A 14,332-nucleotide genomic window follows, 5' to 3' on the forward strand; every position below is an offset into this window, starting at 1 on the left:
GGGAGCCGCTGACATAGCTTGATTCTAACTGAAGCGACCCATTCCGGCTGCCAGCGAGCATGCAGCACAGGGTTACTTCGGCTCTTCCAACGGCGGGAGGCTTCCCGGCCCCGGTTTGCCATCAGGTTTCGGCGTCGCTGGCGGCGAAGCGGGAGCTTCCCCTTCCTTTGGCGGCAACGGAGCAGGCTTTACAGGAATGGGGGCTGGAGCTGGGAGCGGAGCCTTGGGGTCGGCCTCTTTCATTGGCTGATCAGCAATGGCGCCAGGAGCAGTTGGCGACGGAGGGGCCGGCGCGCCGGGTTGAACCGGCGCCGCGCCAGCCGCGGGGGCGCCTGCGGGTGGTTGCTCTGCCGCCGGTGCAGCGGCAGGATCGACAGCGGGGTCTTCTTGCTCCACCGGCCGCCAGCCAGCGTCGACGACCAAATAGCCCGCCCAGAAGAATGGATGCTTCGCGGTGAACTCGACCGGTTCCTTGCCCTCTTTCACTCGCAACTCCGCGGCCGGATCGACGGGCGTTTCGCGGATCAGCTGCACGCTTCGTTGCCAGGCGCTCGCCGCGGCGTTGTGTGGAAGATCTTGAATGAACTCGCGCACCAAGTCGAGCGTCGTCTGCCCGCCGACGCGCCAGCGGCTGAGCAGCAGCGTGTCGGCGCCGGCTGACATCAGCCCGCAACTCGCGAAAAATAACTCGTCACCGGGGGCCACGGCGTCTCCGCCGCCACGGCGCCGCCGCGACGCTTTACCGCCACGTTCGGCCGCTGTGTGCATGCCCGGGAGCAGGATCCGCTGCGGTCCGTCGCCGGGGATTGCCATCCACTGATCGAGAAAGCCCTGCTGAGCGACGCGGTCGATCGGAGCCGGCGACCAAGAGAGCGGATCGGAACCAAGCGCATCGACTTCATCGAGCACGACGAGCGCATCGAGCAGCGTCGCTAGCAGCGGCGTTGCGGCGGGCGCCGGCGTGGCGAGCGGCATCGGTCCGGGAATCGCCTCCTGCAGGGCGGCGAGCGCCTGCTTCTCTTGCTCAGGTTCGTCGCCCGGGATCATGGCGCCGGCGATGAGGCCGGTGCGCTGAATCCTTCGCCACGTGCCGTCAAAGCTGAACGCCAACGCTGCGGTGGGGGCGTAACGAATCGTCGCAATGTCCGACAGCATTTTCGGTTGCGAATCGACCTTTGGGATGAGCGCTTCGAACGGCACATACCAGAGGACGCCGTCGGGGATGACAATCAACTCTTTTAGCGCCGCTGGATCGATCGAGGCTCCGGTGAAGATTGCTTTGTAGAGTTCAGCGCTGCTCGCCTGCCATTTGTCGGACGCGAGTTCTTCGACGGGAACCTCATGATTCGCGTCGACGTTGCCGATCGCTCGGAGGAACTCCGCCACCTGGCCGCCTAGTCGGCTCGAAGGGCCAAGGTTCCAATTCGTAACCGCCTTGTTGGTGAGCAGGATGGCGAGCATGCCGTCCGGCGTGTCGTGGAACACGAGTAGCGCCTTGCCGGGCTGGAGATTCGACTGGAAATCAATCGGAGCCATTGTCGGCGGGAAGGAAATATCAGCCGGCAGGCGAGCCAAGCCGACATTGGCGATAATATCTTCGCGACGAGCGACGGCGTCGCCGTAGTCGCTCCAGAGTCGGGGTAACCGCTTCTTCGCCGCCTCGTCGGCGCCGGGGATCCAGGCGGCGCTCAACTGCTGCTGCAGGCGGGCCGTTTCGGCGGCCGCATCGGCCAGCCCTGGGTACCGTGCAAAAATCTCCGTCTGCTGCTGGTGCTGTTGCGGCGTCAGGCGATTGACCGGTGCAAGCGCCACGTCGCGCAGTGCAGCGAGCCGGCCCCCCCAGGCGAGATCGCTATGGAATCGCCGACGTTTTGCGAAGTCAGTGACTTCCAGGACGGCGGCGATGTTCTTGCGATCGATGGCCGCCAAGATCCATCGGTCGAAGGCCTGCGGTTGCGCGGTCGCCGCGGCGGCGATCGTTTCGATCGGCCGCGTCATGACATCGATGGGGCGCGGGTCGGACAGCAGGACTTCGTAGACCGTCGACGCAGAACGCATCGGGAGGGTCTGGTCGTCGAACATCCGGTTCGCGAGGCCAATCTGAAAGAGCTGATGCGAGATCTTCTGCTGGCCGGTGATCGCCGTGGCCATCGCCGCATCGGCCGAGCCGCGGCCTTGGGCGAACTGCAGGCGCGCGTCAAGGTATTGCGCGTAATTGCCAAGAATGCCCGTGCGGGCGTCGCGCAACAGAGCCACGCCGGCAGTGAGTGCGACCGCCGCGTTTTTCACGTCGTTGGCCGTGAGCAGTTCGTCGGCCATTGAGAGTCCGAGCCGCGCGGAGATCAAGTCGTAGCGTTCTCGCCGCGCCCAAGCGGCGGCATTGACGAGCGGTTGGTTGGGATCGACGATCCCCGCCGCGAAGCGCGCGAGCTCACGGTTGCGGAGCGAGTCGTCAACAAGGCCGACGTCGCGAAATAGGTAAGCGGAGTAGCTGGCCTCCGTGAAGAAGTCGGCTGCCGCCGCGTCGCCTCGATCGAGCGCCAGCCGTCCTTGCTCCAGGAGCGCCACGCAGGTGAGTGGGTGATCGAACTGGCCTGCCACGAGCATGCCGCGCTCAAGACGCTGCTGCGCTTGCTCACGATCGCCGACGCCGGCGAGGGCAATGCCGTAGAGGACGTCGGTCCAAGCGCCCGACCAATGGTTCGGCGGATGCCCGCCGCGGGCGAGTGCGGCGGCGACGTTCTTCGAGATGGCGTCATGCGCCCCGAGTGGTCCCAGAATTTCGTTGCGGCGGCGCAGCGCGAGCGCGGTGCAGCGGACGACCTCGACGACGTCGACGGGCCATAGCTGAGGCGATTGAACCACGCCGCCCTGCTGGATCTGCTGGCTCGCATCGACCTGTCCCTGCGAGATCGGCATTGTCGTCGGATACTTCCCCGGGACGAACGGGCGCTGGGGAATGCCCCAGGGAATGACGACCCGCGTCAGCGACGTATCGGCGTTGATCTGCGGATTGAACTGCACCCGCATCATCCACCGCGGGTACTGGAGGAAGAGCGTGCAAGCCTGATCGAACTGCTGCAGGGCCTGCTGAGGCTGCCCCCAGTGATAGAGGGTCTCGCCGAGCATCGCGTGATAGCAGATCGAGTCGATCCAACGAATCGTGCCCGTCGGACCGAGCGTCTTCACGCCGCCGGTAAAGGAACGGGTAAACGTGCGCTGCGCGTCGCGCAGGTCGCCGCGGTAGAGCTCATCAACGCCGTTGTAGTACGCGCGCGAAGGGATCGTGTCGCCAAGCTGAGCCTGCGCCGTGCGAGCGCCGGCGGCGATCATTATCGCCGCGAGGACTGCCCAAGACGCGAGCTTCAGCCCGCTAGCTGATGCTTGCATGATCGTTTTTCTCTCTGTTCCGGGGCTGAAGCGGCCGGCCCCGTCGAGCCTGTGAAGGAACGGAAGCACGGCGTCAGCAAAGGCGCCAAGGCGAATGCGGGGAGCGCTTGGCACTGGCTTTCATTCTAGCAATCCGCCGTGGAAATGCTTGCAATTGGGGCTGAATAGAGCGATTCGGGCAGGCGAATTCGCACGCTGTCTGCGGGTGATTCGGGACGCTGCGTGAGGAGTGATGGTTAGCCGGCGGGCCGGCCGGCACGGCTGAGAGGCAAAAATTATGGCGGAAGTGAAAGTTTGCGGGTCGTGCCGCCGATAACGGTTGTAAGGTTTGTCGTCGCCACGCTGGCGCCGCGAGCTACGGGGCACGCCGACGAGCGGCGACCGTGATAGAACAGACTCCTGTTGGGAGCCCATCGTGAACATTTCGACTTCCAATCGCTCGGGGCGGTTTCAAATGCTGGCAGGCGGCTTGCTGCTGCTAGCGTGCGGCATGTCGACCGGGTGTCAGATCGACGTGGCGGGGCAAACGCTCCCCAGCCCCTATCATCTGTCTGACGACGTGCAGTACTACGCTCCTGGTCCTGAGTTCAAACTTGCGAACGAGGCGGCTGCCTTGTCCGAAGCGCGGGCTCAGGAAATGAGCGAACCGCAGGCGGCGCAGAAGCCGTAACGTCGCAGCAATGCGGCACGCTTCTCGCAGCATTCAAATAACGCCCATTGAGTCGCGGAGGTCGCTCCGCGCGCTGGCCGCGATCGATTGGCCCGTGGGTTTACAAAGTTCGTGATAGGTAGGCAGGTCGGAACCGGTACGGTTCCGTTTTGGTGGGTTCAACGCCAGTCGCCGATGGTCGCGCACACCCGCGCGGCTGTTGGCGACAACTCGGGGGGGTGGCGCCTAGCGTGGCAGGCGTCTGAGGGGTCGTAGCGCTGGAAACGGCGCGGCGCCCCTCAGGCGTCTTTGCCCGCGGGGCCAGCAGAGGGTTCAGGTCTCGGGGTTCAGGGTTCAGGAAGGACCTCTGAGCGAGCCGGGGCGTCCTCGCCCCCGGCCGTGCTGCCCCAACCCGCAGTTCACACTGCCCACATCTTGAGCCTTCCGGCCGCAGCGTTCATGCTGAACGCACTCTTTGGCCCCTCCCCTGCCCTTCGTTGCTGATTGGATCTCAATCGTGGCAACTCTTCCCGACGATTCCGCGGTGGCTTGGCCTGCTGTTGCTGCGCAGATTCATGCGAGCGGCCGGCAGATGGTGCTCGCCGTGACCGGCGGCGGCACCGGTGCTGTGAGCGCCTTGCTCCAGACGCCGGGCGCCTCGCGCACGATGCTGGAGGCGGTGGTGCCGTACGCCCATGCGGCGCTAGTCGACTGGATCGGCGCCGTGCCGGAGCAAGCCTGCAGCGCGGCCACCGCGCGAGCGATGGCGATGGCGTCGTACATGCGGGCGCGCGGACTCGCTCCGGCGGCCGATCCGCGTTCGCTGCTGGGCGTTGGGGCAACGGCGAGCCTCGCGACCGATCGGCCGAAGCTGGGAGGCCGGCGGATTCACGTCGCTTGGCAAAGCGCGGAGCAGACGTGGGTAGAGTCGTACTGCCTGGCCGACATCACGCCGAATCGCGCGGACGACGAGCGCGCGTCAACAAGTTTCTTGCTGTGGATCATCGCTGGGGCCTGCGGCGTCAAAGACGCTAAGCTTTACCAATCGCTGCCGACGAGCCGCCAGGATGAACTGTTGCAAGTAAACGGCGGCCGCGGCGAATTTCCGCAGCAAGACCTGTTGATGGGGAAGCGGCGTTTTGCCGTTTTGAAGGCGGAATCGTCGTTCAATTACTTTCCGGAGTCGGATAGCCCTGCGGTGGGCATCGTCTTTCCGGGGGCGTTCAATCCGCCGCATGCCGGGCATCTGCGGATGATGGAAATTGCCGAGCAGCGCGTGAAGGCACCGGCCGCCTGGGAGCTTTCGATCACGAACGTCGATAAGTTGCCGCTCGATTTCATGTCGATGAAAGAGCGCATCACCGCGATTCGGGCGAGCGACGACAAACGGCTGGTCGCGTTGACGCGCGCCCCCACGTTCCGTGAGAAGTCGGAGTTGTTTCCGCGGGCGACGTTTGTGGTCGGCATCGACACGCTTGCGCGGATCGCGGAGCCGCGGTACTACGACGGCGACGAAGTCCGCCGCGACGCGGCGATTTCGGAGATCGCCTCGCAAGGTTGCCGGTTCCTGGCGTTTGGCCGGATGATTGAGGGTGAATTCACGGTGCTTAGCGACCTCAACCTACCTCCGGCGCTCGCCGCGATTTGCGATGAAGTTTCTGCCGGCGAGTTTCGTGAGGATGTTTCTTCGACTGAGCTAAGATCCGCGTTAGTCGATTCTTAGCGACTATTTGGCTTTGCCGCTTGGGTGGCATGGTCTCGACGGTACTCCGTCGTGGCCATGGACATCGTAGAGCGTTTTCAAGGCTCACATGCTCACGGCTTGAAGGCCGAGAGCATGCCACCCAGTCCAATTGGGTGACGCGCCCCTGCCGCGGCGATAGAATGGGTGGCTGTTCTCCACAGCATTCTCCCCCGGCTTTCGTGCCCGGAGTCTCTGATGCGATTCGCACTCGTCACGCTCGTTGCCCTTGGTTGGCATTCCTCACTCGTTGCCGCCGACAACTGGCCGCAGTGGCGCGGGCCCAACGCCGCAGGAGTCGCCGACAAAGGCAACTACCCTGTTGCGTTTTCCGGCGAAGATGGCGTCGTCTGGAAAATCGACGTGCCGGGCGCGGGCAGCTCCTCGCCGGTGGTGTGGGACGATGCAATCTTCCTCACCACAAGCGACGGCGGGCAGGACGTTCTGCTGTGCTACGGCTTCGACGGTAAGGAGCGTTGGTCGAAGACGCTCGGCCCCGGCGAAGAGGGGAAGCATCCGAAGGGGACCGGCGCCAACTCGTCGCCGCTGACCGACGGCAATATCGTCGTCGCCTATTTCAAAGGTGGCCGCGTCGCTTGCCACGATCTCGCCGGCAACGAGAAGTGGCAGTTCAATTTGCAGGAACGCTACGGCGAAAACACCTTGTGGTGGGACCTCGGCACGTCGCCAATCTTCGCGGCGGGAAACATCGTCATCGCCGTGCTCCAGGCCGGCGATTCCTACTTAGTCGCGATCGACCCGAAGAATGGCGAAGAAGTTTGGAAGGTGAAGCGGCAGTACGAACGGCCTGAAGAATCGGATCAGGCCTACACGACGCCGCAGGTCGCCAACATCGGCGGCCGCGAGGTGATTGTCACCTGGGGCGCCGACCATCTCACCGGCCACGATGCGAAGACGGGCGAGTTGATTTGGGAGAGCGCCGGCTTCAACCCCAAGGAAGAAGGGATGTGGCGCGTCATCGCCTCGCATGCGATGAACGATAAAGTCGCCGTCGTGCCGTTCGGCCGCGGCAAGTTCCTGGCGGGCGTGAAGCTCGGCGGCGCGGGCGACGTCACCGAATCGAACCGCCTGTGGGAAGAAGAAGTCGAAGGTCCCGACGTGCCGACGCCGATCATCAGCGGCGACAAAGTCTACACGCTTTCGGACAAAGGAAGACTCGAGTGCCGCGACGTCAACACGGGCGAAGAGCTGTGGGCTGGCGCGCTGCCCAAGGGAGGCGACAAGTATTTTGCTTCGCCAGTGCTGGCTGGCGATACCCTCTACTGCGTGCGGGAGGATGGCACGGCATTCGTCGTCGACGTGAGCGATGGCTTCAAACTACTGACCGACAAAAGAGGAAATGAACTCGGCGAGCGCGTCGTAGCGACTCCGGTGCCGGTGCGCGATCGGCTGCTGATTCGCGGCGATGATCACCTCTTCTGTTTCGGCGCCGACGAAGACGGCCCCGCGGCCGACAAGTAGCTCCGCTCAAGTAGCTGCCGGTCAACGACCGCCCGGAACGATGATAATCAAATACCGAATGGGGAATGAGGAATGGGGAGGCATCGAATCCCTGTAGTTTTCTCCACACTCCCCATTCAGCATTCCCCATTTATCACCGCTCCGGCGGGTCGTTGACCCGCGGCTACAATTACGAAGCGATTGCCAGTTCGCGCAGCTGTTCGTTGCGGATGATCGACAGCTCCAACGGCTCGCCTGCGGGTGCGAGCGAGACGATTCGCGTCAGATCGTCGACGGTCATCGTCACGCGACCCGCGGCAGCGACGATCACATCGCCGGTCTGCAGGCCAGCGCGAGCGGCGGGGCCGTTCGGGTCGACGCTGAGCACTTCGATCGCCTCGTCGGCGAGCAGGTCAAGCTCGCGCACGAGCGTTCGCGGCAGTCCAACCGTCGTGCCTGCGATGCCGAGCCAGCGACGACGGACTTCGCCGTGAGCGAGCAACTCGCCGACGACCCAATGCGCAGTATTCGACGGCACCGAGAACCCGAGCCCTTGCGCCATCGCGATGATCGCCGTGTTGACGCCAACGACGCGGCCGCGGGTATCGACAAGCGGCCCGCCCGAGTTGCCGGGGTTGAGCGGCGCGGTGTGTTGAATCACGTTCTCAATGAGCCGGCCGCCAACGCCGCGCATCGCCCGGCCCGTCGCGCTGACGACGCCGGTCGAAACTGTCGAGCGGAAGCCGAGCGGGTTGCCCATGGCGATCACGAGCTGCCCCACGCGTAGGCCGTCACTGTCGCCAAGTTCCGCAAACGGCAGATCGCGAGCAGCCAGCCGCACCAGCGCCAGGTCGGTCAGCGGATCGTCGCCAACGAGTTCGGCGTCGAGGCGGTCACCTTCTTCGGTTACGGCCGTGAGTTTGCTCCGCCCGTTGGCGACGTGGCTGTTGGTGAGGGCGTAGCCGTCAGGAGTCAGCAGCACGCCCGAACCGCTGCCGCCGCGGGTATCGCCGCGCGGGCCTTCGATGCAAAGCACCGTCGGGCCGAGGCCTTCGACAACGCCTATAACGGCGCGGGAGTAGGCGTCGAGCAGGTCGAGATCGCTAGCAGCGGCGGCGTCCCCTTCGGGGCGAGCCGGCTGTGGCCGGTCGGCGGACGAGGAATCGCCGGCGGCGAATTGCCAATTGGGGGAAATGGGGCGGGACATGGCGGGAGTCCAAAGGCGGGTGTACGAATGTTTAACTGGGGAATTGTACGGAGCAGTCAAGCGGAAGGTGCGGCTCAGCAGCCTCCGGTCAACGACCGGCCGGAGCGGGGACGCTGGGAAGCATGCAGTTATCGATCACCGCTCCGGCGGGTCGTTGACCCGCGGCTCCCTGCTCGAATTGCGGGTCTGCCGGCCCCCCCGTATACTGGCTGGCTTGCTCGAATCCCCTTGATTGACAGTAGTTGCGGCGATTTCCTCTCCCGGGCTTACGATGGCTGACACCTCACAATTTCTCCCCGCGGCGGCTGCTCGTCGGCCTCTGCTGGTTGGCGTCGACGTCGGCGGCACGAACATCAAGATTGGGATCGTCGACGATGGCGGCCGGCCCGTCGCCTATCGGTCGATTCCAACTCACGAAGAGCGCGGCCCAGCCGACGCGGCCGATCGCATCGGTGCCGCCGTCCGGTCGTTGGTTGACGAATCGGGCCTGCATCAAGGCGACGTCGCGCGAGTGGGGCTCGCCACGCCTGGGCCGATGGACCTCAAGGCTGGCATGCTGCTGGGCCCCGGCAACTTACCCCATTGGCATAACTCGCCGATCCGCGATCTCGTCAGCCGCGCGTGCGGTTACCCCGTCACCTACGTGAACGACGCCAACGCGGCCGCCTACGGCGAGTACTGGGCGGGCGCCGGTCGCGAATATCGCAGCATGGTGCTGTTCACGATGGGAACCGGCATCGGCGGCGGCATTATCGTCGAGGAAATGCTGATCGAGGGCGTTCACAGCTGCGGCGGCGAACTCGGCCACATCATCATCGATTGCCACCCTGAGGCGCCGATCAACTCGCTTGGCATCCGCGGCACGCTCGAAGGCTACTGCGGAGCGTACGCCCTCATTCGTCGAGCGGAAGAGGCCCTCGCGCATGGCGGGCCGAGTGCGTTGCGGGCCCGCATTGAACGCGGCGAAGAACTCACGCCTAAGATGATCGCGGAGGAAGGCGAACGCGGCGACCAGCTGTGCCTCGACCTGATCATGGAAACGGCCCGCTACATGGCGATCGGCCTCGTCACGGCTGTCCACTCGATCGACCCCGAAAGCGTGGTGATCGGCGGAGCGATGACCTTCGGCGGCGACGGCAATCCGCTGGGCGAACGGTTCATGGCCCGCATCCGCGAGGAAGCGACCGGCCGGATGATTCACAGCCTGCGGGGTAATATTCACATCGACTTCGCCCACCTCGGCGGCGACGCTGGGTACATCGGCGCGGCCGGCTGGGCTCGTCGCGAGTACCTGCTGGCGGCGACGGCGAGGTAAGAACGGATGGGGAATGCTGAATGGGGAATGGGGGAAGTCGCCGAGGCGGCGTACAACCTTCTAACTCCCCATTCAGCATTCCACATTCGACATTTGTTTTGATCGCTCCGGCGGCTCGTTGAGCCGCGGCTACTATATCGACGTCATATGATTGATCCAAAGTTCATTCGCAATTTCTCGATTGTTGCTCACATCGACCACGGCAAGAGTACGCTTGCCGATCGGCTGATGGAGATCACCGGCGCGGTGAGCAAACGTGAGTCGAAGGAGCAGATGCTCGACGACATGGCGATCGAGCGGCAGCGCGGCATCACGATCAAGGCCCGCGCCGTCACGATGCACTACACGTACAACGGCCAGAAGTACGAGTTGAACCTGATCGACACGCCAGGCCACGTCGACTTTCATTACGAAGTCTCGCGATCGCTCGCTTGCTGCGAGGGTGCTGTGCTATTGGTCGACGCCTTCCAAGGGGTCGAAGCCCAGACGGTTGCCAACGCCTTCGCGGCGATGGAGCATGATCTCACCATCGTCCCGGCGATGAACAAGATCGACCTGAACCACGCTCGCCCCGATCAGGTCCGCGAGGAGATGGTGCAGACGCTCGGCCTCGACGCCGACGAAGTCCTCGGCTGCAGCGGCAAGACGGGACTTGGCTGCGAGGATGTCATCAAGGCTGTGATCGAACGCGTCCCGGCGCCGACGGGCGACCCGAAGGCGACGCTCCAGGCGATGGTCTTCGACGCCCATTACGATGAATTTCGCGGCGCTATCACCTACGTTCGCGTGATGAACGGCACGGTGAAGAAGGGCCAGAAGATTAAGTTCGTCCAGCAGGGAACCACGCACGAAGTGGTTGAGTTGGGACACTTCGCCCCGCAGCGCAAGGCCGCCAACCAACTTAGCGCCGGCCAAGTCGGCTATCTCGTTTGCAACATCAAGTCGCTCGGCAACGTGCAAATCGGCGACACGGTGACCGTTCCCGGCGACCATCCGGCCGAAGCGCTGCCAGGTTACGAAGAGCCCAAGCGGATGGTCTTCTGCGGCCTTTACCCTTCAGACGGGCAGGACTTCAAGCAACTTCGCGAAGCGCTCGACAAGCTGCAGATCAACGACCCCAGCTTCGACTTCGAACCCGAAACGAGCGATGCCCTCGGCTTCGGCTTCCGCTGCGGGTTCCTGGGGCTGCTGCACATGGAAATCGTCCAGCAACGGCTCGAAGAAGAAGCCGACATCGACCTCGTGCAGACGGCGCCGAACGTCACCTACGAGGTCGTCACTAAGTCGGGCGAGACGCTTGAAGTTCACACGCCGCAACGCGTGCCCGATCATGGTGAGATCGAGGAGTTCCGCCAGCCGATCGTGCGCGTGAACTTCATTCTGCCGACCGAATACATCGGCGGGATCATGAAGATCTGTGCCGACCGTCGCGGCACGTATGTGCGGACGGAGTACCTTTCGCCGACGCGGGCGATGCTCGTCTACGATCTCGCACTCGCGGACGTGATCTACGACATGCACGACAAGCTGAAGAGCACCACCCGCGGCTACGGTACGATGGATTACGAGATCCTCGGCTACCGCGCCGACGACCTCTGCCGCATGGACATCCTGGTGAAGGGCGAGCGGATCGACGCGCTCAGCATCGTCTGCAACCGCGGCGACGCGGATTCTCGTGGCCGGGCGATCATCAAAAAGCTGAAGGAAGAAATTCCGCGGCACATGTTCGAGGTGTCGCTACAGGCGGCCATCGGCACGCGGATCGTCGCCCGCGAGAACATCTCCGCGATGCGGAAGAACGTCACCGCCAAGTGCTACGGCGGCGACATCAGCCGCAAACGCAAGCTGTGGGAAAAGCAGAAGGAAGGCAAGAAGCGGATGAAGTCGATCGGCATGGTCGACATCCCGCAGAAGGCGTTCCTCGCGGTTCTTGAGACGGGCGAGGAAACGGGGCAGAAGAAGTAGGACTCGCCACGAAGAATCGAAGGCACGAAGGATTTCACAAAGAGATTTGTGCCTTTTGCCTGTGCGCTTTCCTTCGAGGCTTCGAGCCTTAGTGGTGAGTATTCAAATCTCGCCCAGCTGCTCGATCATTAGCTTCGTCGCCGCTTCAACGGCCTTTTGCCAGTGCTGATCGCCGAACGTTTCGGCGTACTCTTTCTTTGCGTGGGCGAAGATGATGCCGCGGCTGTTGTTGATCACCGCGCCCATGCTGTTCGCGTCGAACGCGGGAGCGACGTCTTTCGCCGCGCCGCCTTGGCTGCCGAAGCCGGGGACGAGGAACCACGTGTGCGGCATCGCGGCGCGGAGCTCGGCGAGTTGCTCGGGGTAAGTGGCGCCGACGACGGCGCCGGCGAGGCCGTAGCCCGACTCGCCTGCCGTCTCGGCGGAGAATTTTTCGACGAGCGCCGCTACATGCCGGTAGACCGTCTGGTCGTTCGCCACGAGATCTTGCAGCATCCCGCCGCCAGGGTTCGACGTTTTCACGAGAACAAACAGCCCGGCAGATCGCTCGCGAGCGACGTCGACGAACGGCGTCAGGCTATCTTCGCCCAGGTACGGGCTCACGGTAAGGCAGTCAGCCCCCCATGGGCTCACGCCGCGGCCAAGCAACCCGCGGGCGTAGGCTTCGGCGGTCGAGCCGATGTCGTTCCGCTTGCCGTCGAGGATCACGAGCAGCCCGCGCTCCTGGGCGTAGCGAATCACCTCGGCCAGGGCCGTCATCCCGCTGGGGCCGAGTTCCTCGAAGAACGCCATCTGCGGCTTCACGACCGGCACGAGCGGCGCGACGACGTCGATCACCCCGCAGCAGAAGTCGAGATAGGCGTCAGCATGCCCGTTCGGCTCGTTCTCACGGCCGGTGGTAATCGGCCAGGGAAGCTGTTCCCAACGGGGGTCGAGTCCCACGCAAACGGAGTTGCCGGCGCGCCGGACGGCGGCGGCGAGAAGGTCGGTGAAGTGGAGCACGGGGTGGGCTACCGCTATGCGAGGATCAAGGAAAGCCGGACTCGCTACCGCGAGCAAACTAGCCGAGATTCTACGACATTGTCACCGCCAATGCAGTGGCGCCCCGCCGATTCAACAAGACTATGGAAATCCGCAGGCGACGGCTCGTGACACCGATTGCAGAAGCCAGTCGTCTGGACGGATCGCTTAGAAGGCTTCAGGAACTACCTCAGCGCCGTTACGGCTGCCAAGAGCGCGCCAAGTCAAGACATCGATGCCATCGGCAACGATTGAGGTATGTCCATCCCCGAAAGCCGCCACTACGACGCCGGGGTGATCACTGCGGGCGGCGTAGATGCCGTGCTCGTAAGGAGTGTCGGCAATTGAACTCGTAAACCCACAATCAGTTCCCTGCCAGTTGGGTGGAGCAACATGATTGTACTGAGTGTTAGCGTATCCAGCGAAGGGCCAGCCGTTAGACCAATCATCGCCGTCTGCCCATCGACCAGTCGTCATGAAATTGTACTCAGCATCAACTGCGGGAGCGTAAGATTGGCAGGCGTTGTAATGAGCGTTAACGATCGTGTCCAGAGTTTTTGAGGTGCCAAATCCACCGGTGGGGTCAGTAGATCGATTAGGCGACGTGATCATATCCACTTTAGTCGGAACTTCGTTTGTTTTGTTTTTTGCAGAACCCTTGGTCCGTTCAGCAAAGAATACGGTGTTCGAAAGGCCGTCCGTATACTCACCTGCTCTCAGGCCATTTTTCCCAATAGAAAAGGCACCATTGCCGCCGACGGCAAAACCATCGGCCGTTTGAGCAGTAAAATTTCCGGGAAAGCCAGGGTTGGCGTCGCCTCCAAAAGGAGTTGAACCACCGAAATTGGAGCGGTAGTTGTTTTCCGAAATAATACGCCCAGTGTTAGCGTCGCTGGGGCAAATAAAGATTCCCGCCGCATTGGCATAGGCGTTGTAATTGACATTGAGCGGAGTTACGCCGCCACCCGTGGTCATTTGCAGCACTTGACCAACTTTGAAGTTGATCATGTTGAAGATGTTGCCCTGCTCCATGTAGGGGAGCAGCCAAACGTGCACAGAGTAAAATCCGGTCTTCGTTGTGGCGTTTTGTTGAACGGAATTATAGTTTGTATATCCAGTCTTGACGGTCCCGTTCTCACTCCAGTCGGGATAGAGTCGCCCCGGCGGAAAATACTTCTTAGCCGATTCGTAGTTGGCCGCACCGAGCGCCATCTGCTTGACGTTGTTAACGCAGGTCGTGCGGCGCGCCGCTTCTCGCGCTGCCTGCACAGCCGGCAGCAACAACGCGACCAAAACGCCGATAATGGCGATGACAACTAAGAGCTCAACGAGCGTGAAACCGCGCAAGCGACGCGTCTGCATGGCCTTGTCCTTTGTACGTCAAAGCCGCCCAGCTCTGATTCGACTCTCCAGTGCGGCGCAAAGGGCCGCTGCGGGCGACTGCCTGGATCGCACGCAACTTAACTGGTCCATGTTAAGGGAAGTGGTGGGAATCGCAAAATGATTTTCCAACTGTTTTGGCAAACCGCACCTCCGAACCGCTTCGTTAAAGGAGTTACGCGAAGCATCGCGGAAAAAGCCGTC

The 14,332-nt window shown here is 63.0% G+C and carries 9 protein-coding genes; 5 read left to right on the forward strand and 4 right to left on the reverse strand.

Annotated elements, in window-relative coordinates:
• Positions 1-72: 72 nt before the first annotated feature.
• Positions 73-3,390, reverse strand: coding sequence for a CHAT domain-containing protein (locus tag ACQY7R_RS22905; RefSeq protein WP_428307873.1), 3,318 nt, complete (start codon positions 3,388-3,390; stop codon positions 73-75).
• A 415-nt stretch (positions 3,391-3,805) separates the two neighbouring features.
• Here ACQY7R_RS22905 and ACQY7R_RS22910 point away from each other — a divergent pair, with 415 nt between their 5' ends.
• The 3 genes from ACQY7R_RS22910 (at position 3,806) to ACQY7R_RS22920 (ending at position 7,262) form a co-directional block, all read left to right on the forward strand.
• On the forward strand, positions 3,806-4,060 hold the full coding sequence (locus ACQY7R_RS22910) for a hypothetical protein (RefSeq protein WP_428307874.1): 255 nt from the start codon (positions 3,806-3,808) through the stop codon (positions 4,058-4,060).
• A 496-nt stretch (positions 4,061-4,556) separates the two neighbouring features.
• The gene (locus tag ACQY7R_RS22915) at positions 4,557-5,762 is read left to right on the forward strand and encodes a hypothetical protein (RefSeq protein ID WP_428307875.1); all 1,206 of its coding nucleotides are present in this window, start codon (positions 4,557-4,559) and stop codon (positions 5,760-5,762) included.
• Between the two features lie 216 nt (positions 5,763-5,978).
• Positions 5,979-7,262, forward strand: coding sequence for a PQQ-binding-like beta-propeller repeat protein (locus ACQY7R_RS22920; RefSeq protein ID WP_428307876.1), 1,284 nt, complete (start codon positions 5,979-5,981; stop codon positions 7,260-7,262).
• Between the two features lie 169 nt (positions 7,263-7,431).
• Here the strand turns inward: ACQY7R_RS22920 and ACQY7R_RS22925 are convergent, their stop codons facing one another.
• A complete protein-coding gene (locus tag ACQY7R_RS22925) occupies positions 7,432-8,448 on the reverse strand; it encodes a S1C family serine protease (protein ID WP_428307877.1) in 1,017 nt (338 codons plus the stop codon).
• Between the two features lie 271 nt (positions 8,449-8,719).
• Here ACQY7R_RS22925 and ACQY7R_RS22930 point away from each other — a divergent pair, with 271 nt between their 5' ends.
• Positions 8,720-9,763 carry an ROK family protein gene (locus tag ACQY7R_RS22930; RefSeq protein WP_428307878.1) on the forward strand — a complete coding sequence of 348 codons (1,044 nt, stop codon included), beginning with the start codon at positions 8,720-8,722 and terminating at the stop codon, positions 9,761-9,763.
• A gap of 147 nt (positions 9,764-9,910) precedes the next feature.
• Positions 9,911-11,728: a translation elongation factor 4 gene (gene lepA, locus ACQY7R_RS22935; RefSeq protein ID WP_428307879.1), complete on the forward strand. Its 1,818-nt coding sequence runs from the start codon at positions 9,911-9,913 to the stop codon at positions 11,726-11,728.
• A gap of 102 nt (positions 11,729-11,830) precedes the next feature.
• On the opposite strand, the gene pyrF is transcribed toward lepA, so the two are convergent.
• Positions 11,831-12,730, reverse strand: a complete 900-nt coding sequence (gene pyrF / locus ACQY7R_RS22940; RefSeq protein ID WP_428307880.1) for an orotidine-5'-phosphate decarboxylase — start codon at positions 12,728-12,730, stop codon at positions 11,831-11,833.
• A gap of 186 nt (positions 12,731-12,916) precedes the next feature.
• Complete coding sequence (locus ACQY7R_RS22945) at positions 12,917-14,110, reverse strand: DUF1559 domain-containing protein (protein ID WP_428307881.1); 1,194 nt, start codon at positions 14,108-14,110, stop codon at positions 12,917-12,919.
• Positions 14,111-14,332: the final 222 nt, after the last annotated feature.

The sequence above is a fragment of the Lacipirellula sp. genome (genome assembly GCF_965279485.1).
GTDB lineage: Bacteria > Planctomycetota > Planctomycetia > Pirellulales > Lacipirellulaceae > Lacipirellula.

Bases quoted from the DNA above. Each gene is read 5' to 3' on its own strand.
- ACQY7R_RS22905 (WP_428307873.1), bottom strand. From the start codon at position 3,390: ATGCAAGCATCAGCTAGCGGGCTGAAGCTCGCGTCTTGGGCAGTCCTC.
- ACQY7R_RS22920 (WP_428307876.1), top strand. From the start codon at position 5,979: ATGCGATTCGCACTCGTCACGCTCGTTGCCCTTGGTTGGCATTCCTCA.
- ACQY7R_RS22925 (WP_428307877.1), bottom strand. From the start codon at position 8,448: ATGTCCCGCCCCATTTCCCCCAATTGGCAATTCGCCGCCGGCGATTCC.
- ACQY7R_RS22930 (WP_428307878.1), top strand. From the start codon at position 8,720: ATGGCTGACACCTCACAATTTCTCCCCGCGGCGGCTGCTCGTCGGCCT.
- lepA (WP_428307879.1), top strand. From the start codon at position 9,911: ATGATTGATCCAAAGTTCATTCGCAATTTCTCGATTGTTGCTCACATC.
- ACQY7R_RS22945 (WP_428307881.1), bottom strand. From the start codon at position 14,110: ATGCAGACGCGTCGCTTGCGCGGTTTCACGCTCGTTGAGCTCTTAGTT.